The following is an 18,002-nucleotide window of genomic DNA, read 5'->3' as shown; positions in this document are numbered from 1 at the left end:
GCAGACTTTATTGCAGTTTTACGCTGGAAATAATCTGGGAGCCGATGCCAAAGTCCATGGCCACCTTCCCCGTCCGCTTCGTAATTTCGTGCGCAAGCACGACAGCATTGACGCCGCAGGAAACAAGGGCGATATCGAATTCGTCCTGCCTGCTTTCGATCTTGGCCAGCGTCTCGTCCATCATTTCATACCTTTCGAAGGGCAGCGTGAACGGAATGCTCAGATTGTACGGCGACCGAATAAGCCGCTGCTTTGTGCCTCCGGCCCATCTGGAGATCAAAATGACGCGGCTGCCCTGCTCCGACAGCATTTCCCAGAAGGGCTTGAAATAGATCAGCTCGCGATTGACGATTGCATTGCACAACGCTTTGGGCTGCAATCCGAAGTGGTCGAAGATTTTGTCCGTAAGCGGACGTTTATGATTGGGATGCGCCCTGATCGTATTGTCGTTCTGCGCCAGAACGCCTACGATATCGGCTTCCTTGATCGCCTCCACCATACGGTCGCGAATTTCGATATTGGGAATACGAACGCCTTTGCGGCCCTCGTTTGCGATTTTCACCCAGAGCTGGCTTAGTGTCTGCTCCATCGTGTAGACCGAATCCTGCGACAGCACAAAATTTTCGCCGTCGCCGATCCGGACGAGGGAAAACGGGGTTTTATTGGACAGCGAATCCCGGATCCTCTCCACGATGATTTCCTTCGCCAGCAATTGTTCGTTGGTAATATGGGATATCAATGCAATCCGCACCTCCGGGGCTTCTACATGCTTTCATGCATCAATATATGTGCCCTGCCGTTGCTTGCTTGGACCCTTGTCTTGCCGTAAACCTTGCCGGAGCAAAAGGGGCTAGTCCCCCTAGCGTCTTCTCATCCGGCTCGCCGTCCAGCAGATCGGCGATAAGCCGGCCCGTTGCCGGACTTAACAAGATGCCGTTGCGGTAATGTCCGGCAGCCATCAGCCACTCTCCCTCGCCTCCCGCAGCTCCGATTAGCGGCATCCCATCCGGTGTGGCAGGACGCAATCCTGCCCAGCCAAATGCAGGCTTAACACCCCTCAGATCCGGCAGAAAGCGGTCGGTTGCCCTCGTTAATCGTCCAATGCCATGCTCTGTTACGCTGGTTTCATAACCGGCCACATCCTCCGATGCCCCGCAGACGACCGTGCCGTTCCGCTTGCTTACCCAGTAGGCCTGGCTGGTGAATACGATGTGCCGCAAAGGTTCTCTCCATTGGGCGGGAGAGAGATACGAACAGATTTGGCCCCTTATAGGATGGACGGGCAGATTCAGACCCAAATGTTGTTCGTATGCCGAGGACCATGCACCGGGACATAGGACGACACGATCGGCAGCCAGCAAGGCAGGCAGACCGCTCATGGCGATTCGGCTCCCGCCGATGTCCGATCGGTGAACCGACTCGATAGTGCCAGCGTGCTCCAGTATTTGGACGCCTGTCCGCTTGCAGGCTGAAGCCAGCGCTTCGACCAGCTTCGGCGCGTACACGTGGCTCTCCTCTGGTATGTAGACAGCCCCGACGGCTTCTTCGGCAAGCGCAGGCTCCAATCCCCGAAGCTCATCCTTGTCGATCAACTCCGCCCCGGCTCCCCAGCCGTTCTGCCACCGCATTCTGCCCTCGGCTGGCAGCAGATCGGCTTCATGCTGCAGGATGTTTAAGCTGCCGGATCTCTCCCATTCTACCGACATGCCCGATATCTCCTCCACGCTGCGAATCCATTCCGGATAAAGGCGCAGGCTGCCCAGCGACAGGCGGAAGAATGCATCGGCCCCCTCGGGATTCTCCGAATACGGAGCCAGCATGCCGGCAGCGGCGCCGGACGCCTGGCCGCCGATTCTGCCCGGCTCCGCAAGCGTTACCCTATGCCCGCGAAGCGCAGCCTCGAGGGCGCAGGACAAGCCGATAATACCCCCTCCGAGCACGATAACGGATTGCCCCCGCGAGTACGCGCTCATGTCGGTCCCGCGGCAAACAGGGAACCGGCTTCGTCGCTGCTGGCGGAAGCATATCTTTTCCTCGGAATGCGCCCTGCCTCGTAAGCGATCCGTCCCGCTTCGATAGCAAGCGCGAAAGCTTTCGCCATCCTGACGGGATTCCCCGCCTTCGCTACAGGCGTGTTGGCCAGAATGCCAGCTGCTCCAAGCTCCATCGCTTCCGCGGCATCCTTGGGAGAGCCGATTCCCGCATCCACAATAATGGGAACATTCGCCTCTTCGATAATAAGCGACAGATGATAAGGATTAAGAAGTCCAAGTCCCGTCCCGATCGGAGAGCCTCCCGGCATGACCGCGGCCGCGCCCGCTTCCTCCAGGCGCTTGCAAAGAATCGGATCATCCGATGTATACGGCAATACGACGAAACCTTCTTTGGCGAGCTGCTCCGTCGCTTTTAGCGTCTCGATGGGGTCGGGAAGAAGAGTAACGGGACTTCCGCTGATCTCCACCTTGATCCAATTGCCGAGTCCGGCCTCCCGTGCCAATCTGGCAATCCGAACGGCTTCTTCCGCCACTCGCGCGCCCGAAGTATTAGGCAAGTAAGTCAGCTTTTTTCCTTCCAGATGCTGAAGCACGGAATCGTCTTCAGTATGCTCCAGATTGACGCGTCTAACGGCGAAAGTCACAATTTCGGCGCCGGATTCGGCAAGCGACTCCCTAAGCTCGGCGGGACTGGGGAATCTCCCCGTCCCGAACAGAAACCGCGAGCCAAACGTTAATCCCGCGATCGTCAGTCCATTCTGCTGGTTCATCATTTTCTAGCCTCCCCCCACGAATTGAATGAGCTCGATGCGCAGTCCGTCCGCAAGCGTCGTCTCCTGCCAGCGCGACCGAGGCACAATCTCGCCGTCTACCTCTGCTACAAGCCGCTTGTCGCGCTGTCCGAGCTCCGCAAGCAAACAATCGAGAGTGGCTGAGCGGGTTTGATAGGAACTGCCGTTCAGCGATAAAGTTACGTTTTCTTCGGCTTTATGCCCGGACGTTTCCCGCTCGTTCGCAATCGCATTGGCGTTGGATGATTCCTCTGCCCGGTCTGCTGCCGCGAGCTTATGCAGAAGCTCACGGCAGACAGCCGCAGGATCCTCGCTTCCCACGATCGCCGACACGGCGCATAGCCGTTTGGCCCCCGCAGAGATGACGGCATCCGCATTGTCCGTCGTAATGCCGCCTATCGCGACAAATGGAATGGAGACCAGACTTGCGGCCTCCGCCACATAAGCCGTTGTCACCGCCGCCTTGCCCGGCTTCGTATTCGTCGGGAATACGGGCCCGACGCCGATGTAATCCGCTCCCTCCCGCTCAGCTTCGATGGCATGCTCCGCGCAGTGGGTGGAGATGCCGATCATTTTATCGTCGCCTAGCAAAGCCCTCGCTTCCTTAATCGACATGTCGTCCTGCCCCAGATGGACGCCGTCGGCATCGACTTCAAGCGCGATATCGGGATAATCGTTGACGATGAAAGGCACGCCGTATCTTCGCGTCAGCGCTCTCAGTGCCCATGCCTGCTCCAGCACTTCCGATCTAGAGCCCGTCTTGTTGCGCAGCTGCAGCATGCCCGCTCCGCCGATGAGCGTCTGCTCCATCACGTCGATCACCGATTTGCCCGGGTGGGCATCCTGCGCGGTAATGACATATAACCTGATTTGCTCCCAGTCCACTCTTTTACTCATCCAGCCGTCCCCTCCGCTCTACGATTTTCGCGGCTAAGATATTCATCGCATATCCGTTCCGCCTCCGCCATGTCCGACGTGCCTTGCACCAGCACTCTGCCGTCCGGAAACAGCACCAGCTTTTCGGTATAAGGCGAAGGCAGCTCTGCTTTCACCAGATAGGGATTAACGGTCATGCCACACCCAAGCCGCTCCAAATAGTTAATCTCCCGCTCCAGATCGAGCGTGAATCCCAGCGTCACTTGAACCGTGTCCCGGCCGCATAATGCCGCAGAGCGCCGTACATGCAAGCGCGACTCCCGATCAAGATCGTCCGAGCAGTTATCATCTTCGCTGTTATGGAGACGATGTCGTAAGCCGATCTCGACCGAATGCGCTTCTGAGCCGATCGCCCGCGCTTCGCAGCCGCACTTCCCGCAAGAGGCAACACCGGAAGGCAGCTTAAATTCCCGCACGGCAAAATTCCATATATCCGCGTTCAGCCAAGTTCCCCGGACGGACTCCCTATTGCCCGTCAACCACTTGACGGCTTCGGCGACCTGAAGCGCGACCACCAATTCCACTGTCGCGGACAAGACGCCCCGCGTATCGCAGGAATCGCCTTCCTCGGCCTCCTCCTCCCCGCCGATCAAACAGGACAGGCAAGCCGTCCTGCCTGGGACCAGCATCGCGCTCATGCCCTGCGAGGCAGTTGCTCCGCCGTATACGAACGGGATGCCGAGCCGGAACGCCTCGTCGCAGAGCAGCAGTCGAGTAGCCGCGTTATCCGTCCCGTCCAGGATCAGATCGGTACCGGCTGCGAATTTGCCAATATTATGCTGGCTTATATCGGCCACATGCGCCTCGATTATCGCCTCTCCGTTTATCCGCCGAAGCTTCGTCTCCGCGGCCTTCGCTTTGGGCAGAACCCTGCGGGCATCCTCTTCGTCGAAAAGCGTCTGGCGATGCAGATTGCTAAACTCCACGTAATCCCTGTCTACTATCACGATTCTTCCAACGCCGGCCCTGGCCATATGCTGGGCGAGCGAAGCGCCGAGCGCTCCGCAGCCTGCAATCAACACGCTGGCTTCGCGGAGGCGAAGCTGCCCGGCCTCGCCGATCGGCGCGAAACGGATTTGGCGGGAATAACGTTCCCTCCAGCTCGCGCGAAGACCGTCCTCCGACGTCGCGCTCGAGCCGGCCGGCTGCCCCCCGGGGCCGGCAATGGCAGCGGGAGCTCCGCTTCCTTCTCCGCCGGCCATCCCGTCACGCATAGATTTCGTTGCCTCCGGCCTTAAATGCGGCGGACTTCTCCTTGAGCCCCGCTTCGATCGCTTCCTCCGTATCGAGACCGTTCTGCGCCGCATATTCCCGGATGTCCTGCGTGATGCGCATGCTGCAAAATTTGGGACCGCACATGGAGCAGAAATGCGCCGACTTGGCCGCTTCGGCCGGCAGCGTCTCGTCGTGGTACGACATCGCCCGCTCGGGATCAAGCGATAGATGGAACTGATCGCGCCAGCGGAACTCAAAGCGCGCTTTGGAGAGTGCATCGTCCCGCAGCTTCGCGCGAGGATGGCCTTTGGCCAAATCCGCCGCGTGGGCAGCGATTTTGTAAGTGATAACGCCTTCCTTGACATCTTCCTTGTTCGGCAGCCCCAGATGCTCTTTCGGCGTTACGTAGCAGAGCATCGCCGTGCCGAACCAGCCGATCATCGCCGCTCCGATCGCGGACGTAATATGGTCGTAGCCCGGCGCGATGTCGGTCGTCAGCGGACCCAGCGTGTAGAACGGCGCTTCGTCGCATACTTCCAGTTGGCGGTCCATGTTTTCTTTGATCAAATGCATCGGTACATGCCCGGGACCTTCAATCATCACTTGCACGTCATGTTTCCAGGCAATCTTCGTCAGCTCTCCCAGCGTATCGAGCTCCGCGAATTGCGCATCGTCGTTGGCATCCGCGATGGAGCCTGGCCGCAAGCCGTCGCCAAGCGAAAACGACACGTCGTAACGCTTCATGATGAGGCAGATTTCTTCGAAGTGCGTATACAGGAAGTTCTCCTTGTGATGAGCCAGACACCAGGCTGCCATAATAGAGCCGCCGCGAGATACGATCCCCGTTACGCGCTTGGCCGTCAGCGGGATGTACCGAAGCAATACGCCCGCATGGATCGTGAAGTAGTCGACGCCTTGCTCCGCCTGCTCGATCAAGGTATCTCTAAATACCTCCCAGCTGAGATCCTCCGCTTTGCCGTTCACCTTCTCTAGCGCCTGATAGATCGGCACGGTCCCTACCGGAACCGGCGAATTGCGCACGATCCATTCCCGGGTCGTATGGATGTTCTTGCCTGTCGACAGATCCATGATCGTATCGGCTCCCCATCTGGTCGCCCACGTCATCTTCTCTACCTCTTCCTCAATGGAGGAGGCAACGGCGGAGTTGCCGATGTTGGCATTGATCTTTACATGGAACCCTCGTCCGATAATCATCGGCTCGCATTCGGGATGATTGATGTTCGCGGGGATAATAGCCCGCCCCCTTGCCACTTCGTCCCTTACGAATTCCGGCTCCATCCCTTCGCGTATCGCGATGTACTCCATCTCCGGCGTAACGATGCCTTGTCTGGCGTAGTGAAGCTGCGTCACATTGCGTCCTTCCTTCGCCCGAAGCGGCTTGCGATCCAGGTTCGGAAATACCTCGGCGCCTCTCGTCCTGGCTCTCTCCTCGGATACGAAGCCGTTGTCCTCGGGCTTCACCTCGCGTCCTTCATATCGCTCGACATCCTCGCGATCCACGATCCATGTTTCACGAAGCGGCGGCAGCCCCTTTCTGACGTCGGCCCGGTAGCCCGTATCCGTATATGGACCGCTCGCATCGTAGACGAGCACCGGCTCGTTCGGAGTCTCCTCTCCGCTTCTCGACTGGCTCGGAGTCAGCGCTATCTCGCGCATCGGCACGCGAATGGAAGAATGACTCCCTTCTACATAGACCTTGCGGCTTCCCGGCAATGGCGTTGTCATAATCGGCATAACAAAAAACCTCCTCATGGAATTTGTGGAATTCCACCTGGAGGCATACTCAACATATAAGAAAGTTAATGGTCGACGCCACTCACGCAAACGCGCAATGACGTTGATACTTAGGCTTGCACAAAGCCGTCGAAGTTGCCTTCGGCGACCGGCAAGCCGGTATCCTATGTCCCACTTTCCTACGCTGGCATGACCCAGATCAGGTTCAAAGGGACCAAAGCAATCGCTTTATCTCAGCCTTTCGGCGCCCCTAGTGGATTTCCTTGTTTGACTATACTTCGTGCTCGCTGCTCCTGTCAACCCTAACTTCCCCAAATACTTACAGCTTGATCTTCTGCTGGAACAGTCCCGCTTGCCTTGCCGCCATATAAATAATGACGACGAGCGGACCGATAAATACGCCGATAACGCCGACAAGCTTAAAGCCTACATAGAGGCTGATCAGTGCCGGAAGCGCGCCGATACCGACGGAATCTCCCAGAATTTTCGGTTCCACGATGCGGCGGAATACCGTAATGACGAGGAACAACACAATCAGCCCGATGCCGGTATAGATATCGCCCGTCAGCAGCAGATACGATGCCCATGGAACAAGCACGGAGCCTGTGCCCAAAATAGGCAAAATATCCACAATAATGATGAGCAGCGCGATAGCCATAGGATATTTGATGCCAAGTATGAGCAATCCGATCAGTGAAAGTATGTAGGTCATGCCGCTAAGAATAATCTGGGAGCGCAGGAAGCCGAAGATCGACTTGCGCAGATTGTTCAGCACCTGGTCCACTTGGGAACGCGACGATTCGTCGAAGAAGGACAAGACGGATGCCTTCATCGTATTAAGGCTAAAGCTGAACATGTAGACGGCAACCAGGAAGACGATAAAGAAGATGAACATGCCCGGGAGCGTCGAAGCGAAGCCCAAGACCGTCGATGACAGCTTGCCTACCATCGAAGTAATCGTGTTCGTTAGGCTCATCAGATATTCTTCCAGCGTCGCGATGGCGTCTGGAGGAAGATTCTGGTACAGCCCTCTGGCGTCAACGAGCAGATTGTCGACAAAAGTGCTTGCATTTTCGAAGTAATTCGGCACTTTCTCCAGAAATGCAATCAGCTCTGCGATAATCTTCATTCCCAGCAACACGATGAGACCGACGAGAATGACCGTAAACAATGTACTGGATATGACGGCGGACACCAGCCGGTTGAGCCGGAATCGCTTCATCAGGAATACGGTCAGCGGCTCCAGAAAGATCGCTACGATCAATGCAAGCAAGAACGGCGCGCCTACGGTGAACATCAAATAAATAAGCAGCAAACCTACCGCGATAAGCACGATTGTCCTTATAGACATGCGGGTTATCCCTCCTTCCTCTATTTCTATTCAAGCTTGGCTTCGCGCATGTGGAAATCGACGTCGCCGTAATACATATCCTTTACTAGCAGGTTGGGACCGCAGCAAGCGGCTGCGGGACAATAACAATTTACGCTTCGCGCGAGCTTGTGATCCAGCCACTTGCCGAATACGTCGTCGAGGCGGGACGTCGAGATATTGCCGAACGCCGGCACGTCGGAGAAGTCGGTGACGAACACGTCGCCCGTGAACAAGTTGACGTTGAGACGGTTCCGTCCGTCGGGATCGTTCCTGACCGTCACGTTAGGCTCGCCCGCCAATCTTCTGAGCAGTCTACGATCCTCTGCATCGTCGCTGCATTGGTAGAAAGGCAACGTGCCGAACAGCATCCAGACCGACGGATCGCGGCGATCCAGCAGCAGTTCTACCGCTTTGCGCATCTGCTCCTTCGTAATGACGGGCAGATCGCGGGCGAATGAGCTTGGGTACATGGGATGAACCTCATGACGCTGACAGCCCATTTCAAGAATCAGCTCATGAATTTGATCGATCTTTTCATGCGTCCGATAATTGATCATGGATTCGGCGGACACGAGCACGCCTGCATCGCTGAGCCGCTTGGCGTTGTCGATCATTCGTGCGTACAGCTTGGCTGCCGCTTCCTTGGAGACGGCATGACCCGCTTTGGCGAAGCCGATCTCATGGAAGTCCTGCGCCGACGTGTAGTTAAACGAGATATGCATAACGTCGAGGTAAGGAGCCAAAAGCTCGTACCTGTTATAAGGCAAAGTTACATTGGAGTTAATCTGCGAGCGAACGCCCCGGCTTCTCGCGTATTGCAGAAGCGGCAGCATATATTCCTTGACGGTACGTTCCGAGAAGGTGGGCTCGCCGCCCGTAATGCTGATCGTCTGCAGATGCTCGACCTCGTCCAGACGGCGCAGCATGTTGTCCAGCGGAATTTTGGCTGGCTCCATCATGACCAGCGTATCGCCTACGGCACAGTGCTCGCAGCGCATATTGCATAAATTCGTAACCGTCATCTCCACGCTTGTCAGTACATGGCGACCGAATTGCTTAAGCGAGTTAAGCGGATCCCAAGGGTCATTGGAGGGAGTCAAAGGAGGCAGTATGTCGCGGGATGTCATGCCCAAATGCGGCCATGTCGTATCCAGCTTGTTCATCGGTTTCATCAGCTTTCAGCACCTAACTTCCGTTCTAGAGGTTGTTGAGAAATCCTCTATCGAAGCCTTTCAAGATGAGCGACCACGATTAAAGGTTGGATTTATCGCCAAATTGAATTTTGGTTTTCGAATGCTCAAAAACTAATAAATTCTATTGTGGTCAAAAAGTCCGCTTGCCATCATATCTTCTATTATTGTAATGTGAGATGTTTGAGGAAGCAAATAAAATGGTGTAAAAACGTCGCCCGGATGGACTTCATCCAAGAGCCGACAGAAAAAAGAGGCCTTGCGGGCCTCTTGAAACAACCATCGCTGCATTGCGGTAAATGCAAGCATCAATGGCTCGGGGTTCAGTTAAATGCCTGACACAAGCGGCACGTCCGTCTCTTCGTCGTTTACTCCGACGATCATGACTGTAAGCTGCTTGGACAGATCGATCTCGTACGGCGCCTTAAGCTCTTCTCCCGCTTCGTTGCTGAGGACTCGTACCACAGGGCGGTGCGGGTAGGAGGAATTTAGATCTACGACGATGCCTCGCTCACCCGTCATTAATCGGACGGACATGCCGATGGGATAGATCGCCACCTTGTCCCGGAACAGCTGCAGCATCCGCTGCTCGTACAAAGTGCCCGTGCCCGCGTACAACCGCTCCATCGCATCATGCGGCAGCATCGGAGACCGGTACACGCGGTTAGTCGTCATGGCGTCGTAAGAATCGACCAGGCCGATCCACTTCGCGTAGTCATGAATTTCATTGCCCTTGATGCCTCGCGGATATCCGCTGCCGTCCAGTCGCTCATGATGCTGGAAGGCGCAATGCGCCACGAGAAGCGACAAGTTCGGCTGATCCTTTAACATTTCATAACCGAGCTGAGGGTGACGCTTCATAAGTTCGAATTCTTCTCTGGTCAGCTGATCCGGCTTCTTTAGTACATTGACGTTAATCTGCGTCTTGCCAATATCATGCAGCAGAGCTCCGAGACCAAGGGTCGTCAGTTCGTCGCGCGAGTAACCGCTCGACATGCCTAGTAGCGTCGAGTATACGCAAACGTTCAGCGAATGCTGGAACAGATAATGATCGACTGTTCCCATGTTCATAAGCATGATCATGGCATCTTCCTGATTGGACAGATCATCTATAATTAAGTTCATCATCGCTTTAAAGGGCTGGGCGATATAGGGGTAGGCGGAGCCCTTTTTCCTATTAGGCCGCTCCATCAGCGTGCGGAAATTCGTACGGATTTCTTTAACCGCCATTCGGAACGTATCTTCGCGGATCAGGGTGGGGGGATTAATATCCTCCGTTCGCGCATCTTCGATGTATACGTATTGAACCCCGCATTCGGCAAGCCTCGTGATTAGCCGGCTGGTAAGCTCCATCCTCTCGCCAAGCAGCACGATGCCGTCTTCCGAAAATATTCTCTTGGCCAGTCTCATTCCCGGCTTGCACTGCATAATGGATAGCAAACGCATTTTCTCGGTCCTTCCCCGCTGTGACGTCCCTAACTATACATATCGGAAATACGATCTTGTATTGTTAATTTACGTGAAAATGCGAATTTTCGCAACCATAATATGCTAATTGTTCGACAAAAAACTCCGAAATTTTCTAAAATGTGACGACATAAGCTTACAAACGATGCCAACGTTTCTCTTTGCAGCTCCTCAGCGAAGGCTCGGAGCTTAATTCCCGCTCCAGCACATCGCGGATGAACTCCGGCAAATAATAGCGATAACTCTCCGCCTCGGCCAAAGACTCGTAGCCCACCTTAAAGCTGAACATATCAATCGAGCCTACCTCATAGAGCCTTCCGTCCTCCAGGAGCGAGCCGTTTACTCGCGCTTCGACGATACGATCCATCGGCTCCCGGCGCATGTCGAATTCCACCGTCATGCCGTCAATTGCAAGGCCTCCGAGCACCTCACCCCGAAAGCCAAAGCCTTTGATCGGCTTGGAAGCGAATTCCTCCTGGAGCGATTGCTCCAGCGCCGTCCTCAGCTTGGACCCGGCGATGGTCATCAGGCACGGATTAATCGGCGAAGGACAGATGGCATGAAGCTCTCCGGCGGTTACTTCCCCAATCGCGAGACCGCCAAGCAGCTGTCCTGCGTTAACAATCCCGATCTCGGCATTTGTCCATCGCCTGATGCCGATCGCGAGCAGATTGGAAAGCGGATTTTCGCGTCCCGGATGAGACGGTAGAGGTTCGTTGAGAAAGGCGGCCACTCGTCCCAGACTGACGCGGCTGGATTCGCGGAACTCGTGGATAATATCCTCCGCCGCAGGTCTCTCGGCGTAGGCGCCGGTGGGAATGGCTTGCCCGCGCAGCAAGGGCTCGGACCGGGCTTCATCCCAGCCAATCTCGATGCGTCCGACGTATTCGCCGAACTTCCCAGCTGCCGCGATCATAACTCCGTTAACGATAAGCGGCACTTCCAGCAGATGGTGCGTATGTCCGCCCAGAATAAGATGGATGCCCGGAACTTCTTCCGCCAGCTTTTGATCGAATCGAATGCCGAGATGCGATAATACGACGACAACGTCAGCTCTACCCTGCAGCCGCTCCGCTTCGGCACGAATCGCCTCCATGGGCTCAGTCGCCTTCCAGCCCAGCAGCTCATAGAACTGGCCGAAAGCGGCCGTAGCGCCGATAAGGCCGATCCGGAGACCGTTCTTGACGATAATCCGGCTGGGGCACAGCCACTCTGGGCGTTCCCCCGTCTCCAGCGTGAGCAGATTGGCACAGACGACGCTAAACTCCGACACGGGGGCGTACAGCTGTTCCAACGTCTCCGGCGTATAGGTCAGTCCCTCGTTGTTGCCCAGCGTAACTGCCTCGTAACCGGCCTCCTGCAGAAGTCTGATATTAACCTCTCCGTCGCTGCCTTCCGTCTCTTGTCTCATCCGATCCATATGATCGCCGCAGTCTACCGCAAGCACGCGGTCCGCTCCCCATGTTCTTCGCTCCTCGGCGATCATGGTCGAAATTCGCGCTGCGTTCTCCAGCCGGCTATGAATGTCATTGCTGTGCATGAGCACAACTTTTATCTCCATACCTTATCCTCCGATTTGCGACATGCGTCGTTCCGTCGGCACATGAGATTGCGCCGAATTCGCCAGCTTCGCGGCCATCTCGTGATTCTCCGGCTTAATATCCAGCGCTTTGTAATACAATTGCTTTATGGCATCCGGATCCCCGAGCGCTTCCTTAACGTTAAGCTCATCCACCCAGTACAGACAAGGTTTTAGATTGCCATCAGCCGTTAACCTCAGACGATTGCAGTTGCTGCAGAAGTGGTCGCTGATGGGATGGATCAAGCCAAAGGAGCCGACAGCCCCTGCCATCTGCCAATCGTCGGAAGGGCCGTTGCCTGTCACGCCTTCCTTCCGCGACAGCTTATACCCTTCTTCCTCCGCAATCTCGATCACGCGGGAAAGAGGAAGATAATGTTTCCGCCAATTCTCGTCGGCATGGCCGATCGGCATATATTCTATGAACCGCACATGAAGCGGCCGCTCGTAAGCGAGCTTTAAGAATTGCATGATTTCGTCTTCGTTGACGCCTTTGAGCAGGACGCAATTCAGCTTGATGGGATCAAACCCGGCTTCGGCTGCCGCTTCTATGCCTTCAAGCACCCTCCGCAGATCTCCGCGCCTGGCTATAAACCGAAACCTTGCCGAATCAAGTGTATCCAGACTGATATTCACTCTCTTCAAACCTGCTTCTTTAAGCGCTTGTGCTTGCTTAGCCAGGAAGATGCCGTTTGTCGTCAGCGCGATGTCATTAATGCCAGGTATGCGCGACAACCTCGAGATCAGATCGTCCAGACCGGGTCTGATCAGGGGTTCGCCGCCTGTAATGCGCAGCTTTTTGATACCGAGCTCCGCCCCTGCTTTAACGACCTCGACGATTTCGTCATAGCTCAGCAGGTTGGTGGATTCGGTAAATTCCACTCCATCCTCAGGCATGCAGTAAAGACAGCGCAGATTGCAGCGATCGGTTACTGAAATTCTCAAATAATCATGTTCTCTTCCATACCGATCCTTTAGCTCCGGCATACTGCGCACCACCTTTCCATGTACCTTACAGCATAACATTTTTTTTGCGTTTATGGTATTCTAGTAGCAATCTAAAGCCCTGTTACAGGCTGTTGTGAGGAGCTGCACATATATGAGTTATACCTGGACCATCAAGCTGTTCGCGGGATTGCCTGAGCGTCTCGGCACGGCTCAGCTCGTCCTTGCTCTTGATCAAGGACAATTGACTGCCAGCGAGCTGAAATCGATGATCGCAAGAGAGAACAGCGATCATTCTTCCCTGCTGTCGACCTGCTTCGTTGCGCGCAACCACGCCTACGTAGCCGACGGAGAGACCGTCCAAGCCTCGGACGAGCTTGCGCTTCTTCCTCCCGTTTCCGGCGGAGAGGAGCTAGCGGAGGGCGGGGACAAGAATATGTCGGACTCGCCTCGCTTTGTTGTGACGAGCGATATCATTCTTACAGAAGAAGTACTGGCCAAAGTAATCGTACCGGAACACGGCGCGGCCATCGCATTCGTCGGCACGACGCGCGAATGGACGAATGGCAAACGAACGGTGCGGCTGGAATACGAGGCTTATGAGCCGATGGCGGTAGCGACCATGTCCCAGATCGGCGATGAGATCGCACGCCGCTGGGCGGGCGCCTTATGCGCGATCTCTCATCGCGTGGGCGTCGTCGGACCGGCCGAGACCAGCGTCGTTATTGCCGTATCGGCTCCCCATCGCGAGCATTGCTACGAGGCCAGCCGTTACGCCATCGAGCGGCTTAAGCAGCTCGTCCCCATCTGGAAGAAGGAAATCTGGGAAGACGGCTCCGAATGGAAGGGCCATCAGCTTGGCCCCTGGAATCCGATCGCCGGGCTGACGGCGGAATGAAGGAGGCATCTCCATGGAGTTAAGCCGTTATTCCCGTCAGATCCGATTCCGGCCTATCGGTGAGGACGGTCAGCGACAGCTGTCCGAAGCGCGTGTGGCCGTCGTAGGCGTCGGCGCGCTGGGCTGCGTCTCCGCGCAGCATCTCGTCCGCTCCGGAGTCGGCTATATTCGATTAATCGACCGCGATTTCGTGGAATGGAGCAATCTTCAGCGACAGCTTCTATACACGGAACAAGACGCGAAGGATATGCTTCCGAAAGCAGAGGCGGCTGCCCGCAGATTGACCGCCATCAACTCCTCTGTAACGATCAAACCTGTTTGTGCCGATTTGCACGGCGATAATGCGGCTTCTCTGCTGCACGATGTCGACTTAATTATCGACGGAACCGACAACTTCACGGTACGATATCTCCTAAACGATTATGCCGTCAAACATGTTTTGCCGTGGATTTACGGCGGAGCTGTCGGCGCCTCCGGCATGAGCATGACGGTATTGCCGGGAGAGACGCCTTGTTACCGTTGCGTTTTCCCGGAAGTCCCCGCACCGGGGACTTCGGATACATGCGAGACGGCAGGCGTCATTTCGCCGATCGTCGATCTGATCGCTTCGGTGCAAGCAACAGAGGCGCTTAAGCTGCTCTCCGGCAATCGCGAAGCGCTGCACGGCACTTTATTCCAGGCCGATCTCTGGAACCACTCCTGGCTGCCGCTGTCCATCCGCAACGCCAGGCTTCCCTCCTGTCCATGCTGCGGACCCCAAGGATCGTTCGATTATCTCGATAACGAAGCCTCCGCCCCCGTAGCAGCCGCATTGTGCGGCCGCGATTCCGTTCATCTGACTCCGGGAGCTTCGGGAGCTGTCAATCTGGAAGAGCTGGCCAATCGGCTTGCATCCGCGGGCGAAGTCGTGCTTAATCCTTATCTTTTGCGGCTGCGAATGGATGATGGGAATATGACTTTCGTTTTATTCGCCGACGGAAGAGCTATCATCCAAGGGACGCAGAATTTGTCGAAAGCAAGGTCAATTTATGCCGAACTATTAGGTAATTAGTATCATTTAGAGCGTTTTCATATTGCCAATAGGTGGTTTGATTGTTACTATCTATATATCTGGTTGAGCATAATTAATCATATTAGAGGTGTCTCTATGAGGATTCATGTAACGGATATACAAGACGGAGACCAACTAAGCCACGATATATTTAATCATTATGGGCTGCATGTTCTCTCCAAAGGCACGAGGCTGTACAAGAACGAAATCTCACGGCTTCTGCAGCATCAGATTGATCAAGTCGAGATCTTGGACCGCACTCTGGTGTTGCCTTCGGGAGAAGCAGTCAGCCCTGTTAATCGTACATTGGAATCCACGGTCAATCCCAAGTGGCTGCCAACTGTGCAGCCTATTTACGAGAACGCTGTCAAACGCTTCGAGAAGCTGTTCGAATCTGCAATAGAAGATGGCATCGTTCAGGAGGCGGAGGTTACGGAAATTATGCAGCCTCTGCTGGATAACCTCCAGTTGGAGCGCGACGTCGTATCCATGCTGCTTTTGCTTAATACCGAAGATGATTATACCTACCAGCACTCCGTTCAGGTTGGCATGCTGGCTTATTATTTGGCGACCTGGCTCGACCACTCTTCGGAGGATGCCGCACTCATCGGCAAGGCGGGATTCCTGCACGATATCGGCAAAAGCAAGATCAGCGCCGATATCCTTAACAAACCGGGCAAGCTTACGGAGGAAGAATTCGAAGAAGTAAAACGCCACACCCTGTACGGCCACGAGATCATTCTGGGCTCGTTCCAGGAAAAGGATCTTGCCATCGGAGCGCTCCAGCATCACGAACGGATTGACGGCAGCGGCTATCCTCATGGGCTTAAGGGCGAAGAGATCCACCCCATCTCGAAGATCATCGCCGTTGTCGACATATACAGCGCGATGATATCGGCTCGCGTCTATCAGAAGGAGCGGGACCTGCTGTTCGTGCTCAAGGAGCTGTATCGTCTCAGCTTCAGCGAGATCGATCCTGTCACGACCCATACGTTTATTAAGCATATGATCCCGAATTTCATCGGCAAGCGCGTACGGTTGAACAACGAGCGCTTCGGCATCATTGTCATGACGCATCCTACCGAGTTTTTCAGGCCCCTTATACAAATTGACGACGAATTCGTCGACCTGACGATCGATCGACATTACGAGATCGAGCATGTGTATCTGTAGTCCTTTACATATCCGTTAAAAGTACGCAAAGAACCCCCCGGAGCCCGAGGGGTTCTTGTATTTTAGTCTACTTACCCGATACTGCCTTCCATCTCGAACTTGATCAAACGGTTCATCTCGACCGCGTATTCCATCGGCAACTCTTTCGTGAACGGCTCGATAAAGCCCATAACGATCATTTGAGTTGCTTCGTCCTCGGACAGACCACGGCTCATCAGGTAGAAGAGCTGATCCTCGGACACTTTGGATACCGTTGCCTCATGCTCAAGCGTGATGTTGTCGTTCAAAATTTCATTGTATGGAATCGTGTCGGACGTCGACTCGTTATCGAGAATGAGCGTATCGCATTTGATGTTCGCTTTCGCGCCGTCGGAATTGCGTCCGAAGGAAGCAAGGCCGCGGTATGTCACTTTGCCGCCGTGTTTGCTGATCGACTTGGATACAATCGTGGAGCTGGTGTCCGGTGCCAAATGAGTCATCTTAGCGCCGGCATCCTGATGCTGGCCTTTGCCCGCTACGGCGATGGACAATACCATGCCTTTCGCGCCGCGGCCGCGAAGCACGACAGCCGGATATTTCATCGTCAGCTTGGAACCGATGTTGCCGTCAATCCATTCCATCTGCGCGTTCTCGTCAGCAACGGCGCGTTTCGTAACCAGGTTGTAGATGTTCGGCGCCCAGTTCTGGATCGTCGTGTAACGAACGCGGGAATCCTTTTTGCAAAGAATCTCAACCACGGCGCTGTGCAGCGAGTTCGTGCTGTATATCGGAGCTGTACAGCCCTCAACGTAGTGCACGGAACTGCCTTCGTCCGCGATGATGAGCGTCCGCTCGAACTGGCCCATGTTCTCGGAGTTGATGCGGAAGTAAGCTTGCAGCGGAATTTCGCATTGCACGCCCTTCGGCACGTAGATAAACGATCCGCCGGACCAAACCGCACTGTTTAGAGCAGCGAATTTGTTGTCGTTCGGAGGAATGATCGTTCCGAAATATTCCTTCATAAGCTCCGGATATTCGCGAAGCGCCGTATCGGTATCCGTAAAGATAACGCCTTGCTTCTCCAGATCCTCCTGCATGCTGTGGTAAACAACTTCCGACTCGTACTGAGCGGACACGCCCGCCAGAAACTTTTGCTCCGCTTCGGGAATGCCCAGTTTGTCGAAGGTTTCCTTAATTTCCTGAGGAACCTCCTCCCAAGTCTTGCCTTGTTTCTCGGACGGTTTCACGTAATATTGAATGTCGTTGAAGTCCAGATCGTCCAGATTGCCGCCCCAGCGAGGCATCGGCATTTTGTAGAATTGCTCCAGCGATTTCAGACGGAATTCCAGCATCCATTCCGGCTCGTTTTTCATCTCGGAGATCGTGCGGACGATCTCGGGCGTCAGCCCTTTGCCCGATTGGAAAATCGCTTTATGCTCATCACGGAATCCATATTTATATTCTTCCATTTCCGGCATTGACTTTGCCATTCCAACTCACTCCTTTAAAGGTAGCTCAAAATGACCGCTTTTGATCACGATGTATTCCTTCGCAGCTTACTCGACGTCGAACCTTGAACTCAACCGTTCCTAAGCTTATGCTTCCGAAGTATGTTTCCTACGGAAACATTTCAGATGCTCACATAGCGCTGCTATGC

The 18,002-nt window shown here is 55.0% G+C and carries 15 protein-coding genes and 1 riboswitch; of the genes, 3 read left to right on the top strand and 12 right to left on the bottom strand.

Features of this window, described 5'->3' with window-relative positions; genetic code table 11:
• Positions 1-7: 7 nt before the first annotated feature.
• The 11 genes from B1748_RS29420 to moaA all read right to left on the bottom strand — a co-directional run bounded on the left by B1748_RS29420 (position 8) and on the right by moaA (position 13,286).
• Positions 8-751, bottom strand: coding sequence for a GT-D fold domain-containing glycosyltransferase (locus B1748_RS29420; protein WP_143810409.1), 744 nt, complete (start codon positions 749-751; stop codon positions 8-10).
• A 28-nt stretch (positions 752-779) separates the two neighbouring features.
• Entirely contained in the window at positions 780-1,973 is a 1,194-nt protein-coding gene (gene thiO / locus B1748_RS29415; RefSeq protein WP_087571530.1) for a glycine oxidase ThiO, read from the bottom strand.
• Positions 1,970-2,767, bottom strand: coding sequence for a thiazole synthase (locus B1748_RS29410; protein WP_087571529.1), 798 nt, complete (start codon positions 2,765-2,767; stop codon positions 1,970-1,972). The genes thiO and B1748_RS29410 overlap by 4 nt, the downstream gene beginning before the upstream one ends.
• A 3-nt stretch (positions 2,768-2,770) precedes the next feature.
• A complete protein-coding gene (thiE, locus tag B1748_RS29405; RefSeq protein WP_087571528.1) occupies positions 2,771-3,682 on the bottom strand; it encodes a thiamine phosphate synthase in 912 nt (303 codons plus the stop codon).
• A complete protein-coding gene (locus B1748_RS29400; RefSeq protein WP_256976021.1) occupies positions 3,679-4,935 on the bottom strand; it encodes a ThiF family adenylyltransferase in 1,257 nt (418 codons plus the stop codon). The genes thiE and B1748_RS29400 overlap by 4 nt, the downstream gene beginning before the upstream one ends.
• Positions 4,928-6,691 (bottom strand): phosphomethylpyrimidine synthase ThiC, encoded by a 1,764-nt coding sequence (gene thiC, locus B1748_RS29395; RefSeq protein WP_087571527.1) that lies wholly within the window; start codon positions 6,689-6,691, stop codon positions 4,928-4,930. Before thiC ends, B1748_RS29400 begins: the two co-directional genes overlap by 8 nt.
• 159 nt (positions 6,692-6,850) lie before the next feature.
• Positions 6,851-6,953: riboswitch (TPP riboswitch) on the bottom strand.
• A 57-nt stretch (positions 6,954-7,010) separates the two neighbouring features.
• Positions 7,011-8,042, bottom strand: a complete 1,032-nt coding sequence (gene ytvI, locus B1748_RS29390) for a sporulation integral membrane protein YtvI (RefSeq protein WP_087571526.1) — start codon at positions 8,040-8,042, stop codon at positions 7,011-7,013.
• Between the two features lie 26 nt (positions 8,043-8,068).
• Positions 8,069-9,226, bottom strand: coding sequence for a radical SAM/CxCxxxxC motif protein YfkAB (gene yfkAB, locus B1748_RS29385; RefSeq protein ID WP_087571568.1), 1,158 nt, complete (start codon positions 9,224-9,226; stop codon positions 8,069-8,071).
• A 354-nt stretch (positions 9,227-9,580) separates the two neighbouring features.
• Entirely contained in the window at positions 9,581-10,699 is a 1,119-nt protein-coding gene (locus B1748_RS29380) for an HD-GYP domain-containing protein (RefSeq protein WP_087571525.1), read from the bottom strand.
• Between the two features lie 157 nt (positions 10,700-10,856).
• Positions 10,857-12,281, bottom strand: a complete 1,425-nt coding sequence (locus B1748_RS29375) for a bifunctional metallophosphatase/5'-nucleotidase (protein WP_087571524.1) — start codon at positions 12,279-12,281, stop codon at positions 10,857-10,859.
• Positions 12,282-12,284: 3 nt separating this feature from the next.
• Positions 12,285-13,286: a GTP 3',8-cyclase MoaA gene (moaA, locus tag B1748_RS29370; protein ID WP_087571523.1), complete on the bottom strand. Its 1,002-nt coding sequence runs from the start codon at positions 13,284-13,286 to the stop codon at positions 12,285-12,287.
• 112 nt (positions 13,287-13,398) lie between these two features.
• On the opposite strand from moaA, the gene B1748_RS29365 reads away from it, so the two are divergent.
• The 3 genes from B1748_RS29365 (at position 13,399) to B1748_RS29355 (ending at position 16,366) form a co-directional block, all read left to right on the top strand.
• Complete coding sequence (locus tag B1748_RS29365) at positions 13,399-14,142, top strand: molybdenum cofactor biosynthesis protein MoaE (protein WP_087571522.1); 744 nt, start codon at positions 13,399-13,401, stop codon at positions 14,140-14,142.
• Positions 14,143-14,155: 13 nt separating this feature from the next.
• Entirely contained in the window at positions 14,156-15,193 is a 1,038-nt protein-coding gene (locus tag B1748_RS29360; protein ID WP_087571521.1) for a ThiF family adenylyltransferase, read from the top strand.
• Positions 15,194-15,289: 96 nt separating this feature from the next.
• Positions 15,290-16,366, top strand: coding sequence for an HD-GYP domain-containing protein (locus tag B1748_RS29355; protein ID WP_087571520.1), 1,077 nt, complete (start codon positions 15,290-15,292; stop codon positions 16,364-16,366).
• Positions 16,367-16,437: 71 nt separating this feature from the next.
• On the opposite strand, the gene sufB is transcribed toward B1748_RS29355, so the two are convergent.
• Positions 16,438-17,835, bottom strand: a complete 1,398-nt coding sequence (gene sufB / locus B1748_RS29350; protein ID WP_087571519.1) for a Fe-S cluster assembly protein SufB — start codon at positions 17,833-17,835, stop codon at positions 16,438-16,440.
• Positions 17,836-18,002 lie beyond the last annotated feature (167 nt).

Origin of the sequence: Paenibacillus sp. MY03, from assembly GCF_002165585.1 — a bacterium.
GTDB classification, from domain to species: Bacteria; Bacillota; Bacilli; order Paenibacillales; family Paenibacillaceae; genus Pristimantibacillus; species Pristimantibacillus agaridevorans.
The sequence above is the reverse complement of the archived record's forward strand: the minus strand, read 5'-3'. Positions and strand labels throughout refer to the sequence as shown.

What these genes read in the sequence shown, in the direction of transcription:
- B1748_RS29365 (WP_087571522.1), top strand. Translation starts at nt 13,399, where the DNA reads ATGAGTTATACCTGGACCATCAAGCTGTTCGCGGGATTGCCTGAGCGT.
- thiO (WP_087571530.1), bottom strand. Translation starts at nt 1,973, where the DNA reads ATGAGCGCGTACTCGCGGGGGCAATCCGTTATCGTGCTCGGAGGGGGT.
- B1748_RS29380 (WP_087571525.1), bottom strand. Translation starts at nt 10,699, where the DNA reads ATGCGTTTGCTATCCATTATGCAGTGCAAGCCGGGAATGAGACTGGCC.
- thiC (WP_087571527.1), bottom strand. Translation starts at nt 6,691, where the DNA reads ATGCCGATTATGACAACGCCATTGCCGGGAAGCCGCAAGGTCTATGTA.
- moaA (WP_087571523.1), bottom strand. Translation starts at nt 13,286, where the DNA reads ATGCCGGAGCTAAAGGATCGGTATGGAAGAGAACATGATTATTTGAGA.
- yfkAB (WP_087571568.1), bottom strand. Translation starts at nt 9,226, where the DNA reads ATGAACAAGCTGGATACGACATGGCCGCATTTGGGCATGACATCCCGC.
- thiE (WP_087571528.1), bottom strand. Translation starts at nt 3,682, where the DNA reads ATGAGTAAAAGAGTGGACTGGGAGCAAATCAGGTTATATGTCATTACC.
- B1748_RS29360 (WP_087571521.1), top strand. Translation starts at nt 14,156, where the DNA reads ATGGAGTTAAGCCGTTATTCCCGTCAGATCCGATTCCGGCCTATCGGT.
- B1748_RS29375 (WP_087571524.1), bottom strand. Translation starts at nt 12,281, where the DNA reads ATGGAGATAAAAGTTGTGCTCATGCACAGCAATGACATTCATAGCCGG.
- B1748_RS29400 (WP_256976021.1), bottom strand. Translation starts at nt 4,935, where the DNA reads ATGCGTGACGGGATGGCCGGCGGAGAAGGAAGCGGAGCTCCCGCTGCC.
- B1748_RS29410 (WP_087571529.1), bottom strand. Translation starts at nt 2,767, where the DNA reads ATGATGAACCAGCAGAATGGACTGACGATCGCGGGATTAACGTTTGGC.
- B1748_RS29355 (WP_087571520.1), top strand. Translation starts at nt 15,290, where the DNA reads ATGAGGATTCATGTAACGGATATACAAGACGGAGACCAACTAAGCCAC.
- sufB (WP_087571519.1), bottom strand. Translation starts at nt 17,835, where the DNA reads ATGGCAAAGTCAATGCCGGAAATGGAAGAATATAAATATGGATTCCGT.
- ytvI (WP_087571526.1), bottom strand. Translation starts at nt 8,042, where the DNA reads ATGTCTATAAGGACAATCGTGCTTATCGCGGTAGGTTTGCTGCTTATT.